We start from the raw sequence: 3,759 nt of genomic DNA, 5'->3' as shown, positions 1-3,759 counted from the left end.
GTGTGCCGTGCGGGTCGGCGATGAAGCGGTGTGCGGTGAGTTCGGGGCGGTTGAGGTAGCCGCGGGCGAGGCCGGAGCCGGCGATGTAGAGCTCGCCGGGTGTGCCGGGGGGCACGGGTCGAAGCCTGCTGTCCAGTACGTAGAGGCGGGTGTTCCACAGGGGGCGGCCGATGGGGACGATGCCGTGTGGTTGTGGGTCGTTGGGGGTGATGGGGTTGACGCTGGAGAAGACGGTGGTTTCGGTGGGCCCGTATTCGTTGGCGACGGTGATTCCCGGGCACGCTTGGCGTACGCGGTGTACGGCGGTGGGGGAGACGACGTCGCCGCCGGCCCAGATCTCGCGTACGCCGTGGAAGCACTCAGGACGCTCCTCCGCCAACACCCGGAAGAAGCCCGCGCTGACGAAGAGCGCGGTCACACCCTGCTCGGAGATGACGTCGGCGAAGTCGGTGGGGGCGAGGTGGCCCGGTGGGGCGACCACGACGCGGCCGCCGGTGAGGAGAGGGGTCCAGATTTCGAAGGTGGAGGCGTCGAAGGCGTAGGGGGAGTGCATCAGGACGCGGTCGTGGTTGCCGGTCTGCCAGTAGTGGTCGGCGGCGAGGTGGACGACGTTGTGGTGGGTGTTGGCGACGCCCTTGGGGGTGCCGGTCGACCCGGAGGTGTACATGACGTACACGACCTGCTCGGCGTCGGTCCGTACCGCCGGATTGGTCTCGGGCTCGTCACCCGACGACGGCGTGTCCTGGTCGACCCGCAGGACGGGGATGTCGATGGAGAAGCCGAACTTCTCCTCCGGCCTGTCGGTGAGCAGGGCCGTAGCCGCGGTGTCCCGCAGGATCCATGTGGAGCGCGCGGCGGGCTGGTTGGGGTCCAGCGGCACATACGCGCCGCCCGCCTTGAGGACGGCCAGGCTCGATACGACCAGGTCGCTCGAACGCTCCTGAAGGACCGCGATCCTGCCCTCGGGCGGCAGCCCGAGTCGCAGCAGCCGGTGGGCGAGGCGGTTCGCCCGGGCGTTGAGCTGCCGGTAGGTCAGCTCCTCGTCTCCGGCGACGATCGCGACGGCGTCAGGGGTCCGGGCTGCCTGTTCCTCGAACAGGGCGTGCACGCTCGACCCGGACGGATAGTCAACCGCGGTGTTGTTCCACAGAGTCAGAAGCTCATGCCGCTCGGACTCCTCGAGAACGTCGACCGCATCCACCGGCCGGTCCAAGTCGGCGGTGAGCGCATCCAGAAGGCGCACCATACGGGCGGCAATGGACTGCGCGGTAGCCGAATCGAAGATGTCCGTACTGAACTCCAGCGAACCGTTCAGCCCGTCGGGTAGGCCCTGCGGGTCACGGGACTCGTCGAAGGAGAAGGCCAGGTCGAACTTGGCCATGCCTGTCCCGGTCGGTTCGAGCTCGATATCGAGTCCCGGCATCTCGGCCACGGTGCCCAGCGCGTCGTGCTCGGCGTTGTTGAGGGTGAGCATGACCTGGAACAGGGGGTGGTGGGCCAGGCTGCGGGTGGGGTTGAGGTGCTCGACCAGTCGCTCGAAGGGGAGGTCCTGGTGGGCATAGGCGTCCAGGTCGGTTTCGCGCACGCGGTCCAGCAGTTCGCGGAACGTTGGGCGGCCGCTGGTGTCGGTGCGGAGCACGAGAGCGTTGACGAAGAAGCCGACCAGATCATCGGTCGCCTCGTCGGTACGCCCGGCGATGTCGGTACCGATGGGGACGTCGGTCCCGGCGCCCAGGCGGGTCAGCAGGGTGGCCAGGGCGGCCTGCAGGACCATGAAGACGCTGGTGTGTGTGTTCTGGGCGACGTCGGCCATGCGACCGTGCAGCGTCGCGGGGATGGTGACGGGAACGCGGCCGCCGCTGTAGGAAGCGGTGGCGGGGTGGGGCCGGTCGGTGGGGAGCTCGAGCTTCTCCGGTAGTCCGGCGAGCGCGTCGGTCCAGTAGGAGAGTTGCCGGCTTGCTGCGCTGTCGGGGTTGTTGGTGGTGCCGAGCAGCTCGTGTTGCCAGAGGGTGTAGTCGGCGTACTGGATTGGTAGGGGTTGCCAGGCTGGGGCCTGGCCTTGGACGCGTGCGGTGTAGGCGGTGGTGAGGTCGTGGGCGAGGGGGCCCATGGACCAGCCGTCGCATGCGATGTGGTGCAGGAGCAGGAGAAGTACGTGCTCGTTGTCGTTGAGGCGGAACAGCGAGGCGCGGATGGGGATTTCGGTGGTCACGTCGAAGCTGTGTGCGGCGGCTTTGGCGATTACCTGGCTGAGCACTGTCTCGTCGGTGTCCGTTACGGCGAGCGGGACTTCGACCTGGCCGGCGGGGAGGATGGTCTGGTGGGCGCCGCGGTGGTCCTCGGTGTAGAGGGTGCGGAGGGTTTCGTGGCGAGTGGTGAGGTCGTGGAGGGCTTGGGTGAGGGCGTGGTGGTCGAGAGTGCCGGTGAGGCGGAGTGCGGCGGTGATGTTGTAGGTGGGAGTGGGTCCTTCGAGTTGGTGGAGGAACCACAGGCGTTGCTGGGCGTACGACAGCGGAATGCGCTCGGGCCGCTCGCGCGCCGTGAGAGGGGTGCGGGCGCCGTGGGCGGTGTCCAGGGCCGCGCCGAGTCCGGCAACGGTCGGGGTCTCGAAGAGCTGTCGGATGGGGAGTTCGGTCTTCAGGCTGGTGCGGATGCGGCTGACGAGCCGGGTGGCGAGGAGGGAGTGTCCGCCGAGGTGGAAGAAGTCGTCGTCGATGGTGACGTGGGGGATGCCAAGGATGTCGGCGTAGAGGCCGCAGAGGATTTCCTCACGCGGGGTGCGCGGGGCGCGGCCGCCGCTGGTGTGGATGGTGTAGTCAGGTGCGGGCAGGGCCTTGCGGTCCAATTTCCCGTTGGGGGTCAGGGGCAGGGACTCCAGGGTGAGGAACGCCGCCGGAACCATGTACCCGGGCAGCTCTCCAGCGGCGTAGGTGTGCAGTTCCCGCTCCGTGAGCGGGGCGCTGGTGACGGTGTAGGCGACGAGGCGCTGGTCGCCGGGGGTGTCCTCGCGCAGGATCACGGCGGCCTGGGCCACTGACGGGTGTGCGGCCAGGGTGGCTTCGATCTCTCCGAGCTCAATGCGGTGGCCGCGGAGCTTGACCTGCTCGTCGGTGCGGCCGGCGTATTCGAGTTCGCCGTCACTGCGCCAGCGCGCCAGGTCGCCGGTGCGGTACATGCGGGTGCCGGGTGTGCCGTGGGGGTCGGCGGTGAAGCGTTCGGCGGTCAGGCCCGGACGCTGGTGGTAGCCGCGGGCCAGTTGTGGTCCGGCGATGTAGAGCTCACCGAGTGTCCCTGCCGGTACCGGGCGCAGGGCGGCATCGAGGACGTAGAGGCGGGCGCCTGGGAAGGGCCGTCCGATGGGGATGGGTCCTTCGGAGGGTTCCTGGCCGGGGAGGAGGTGGTAGTCGCTGGTGCTGACGGTGGCCTCGGTGGGCCCGTAGTCGTTGATGACCGTGACCTGCGGGTGGCGTGTGCGCCATTCGGTCAGGGCGTGGGGGAGGAGCTGTTCGCCGCCGATGATCAGCGTTTGGGTGGGGGAGACGGTCTCGGGCAGGGCGTCGAGCAGCGGCAGGTGGGACGGTGTGATTTTGAGGAAGGTCGGTTGCGGGGCGTCCTCGGTCAGGTCCGTGAGGTGGATGGTGCCGCCGCTAATGAGGGGGGTCCACAGAGCGGTTACGGTCAGGTCGAAGGCGAGGGGGGAGTGCAGCAGGGTGGAGCCGGTGGCGGGGTAGGTGTTGCGGGCACGCGTGAGATAGGTGG

Annotated in this window: 1 protein-coding gene; it reads right to left on the bottom strand. The window is 68.8% G+C overall.

Annotation, left to right across the window (positions count from 1 at the left end; genetic code table 11):
- A partial coding sequence (locus KUM44_RS34790) for a non-ribosomal peptide synthetase (RefSeq protein WP_217213743.1) occupies positions 1-3,759 on the bottom strand: 3,759 nt, incomplete at both ends.

It is taken from the genome of Streptomyces sp. AC550_RSS872 (genome assembly GCF_019049285.1).
Lineage (GTDB): Bacteria > Actinomycetota > Actinomycetes > Streptomycetales > Streptomycetaceae > Streptomyces.
This window is presented reverse-complemented; position numbering and strand designations above follow the sequence as displayed.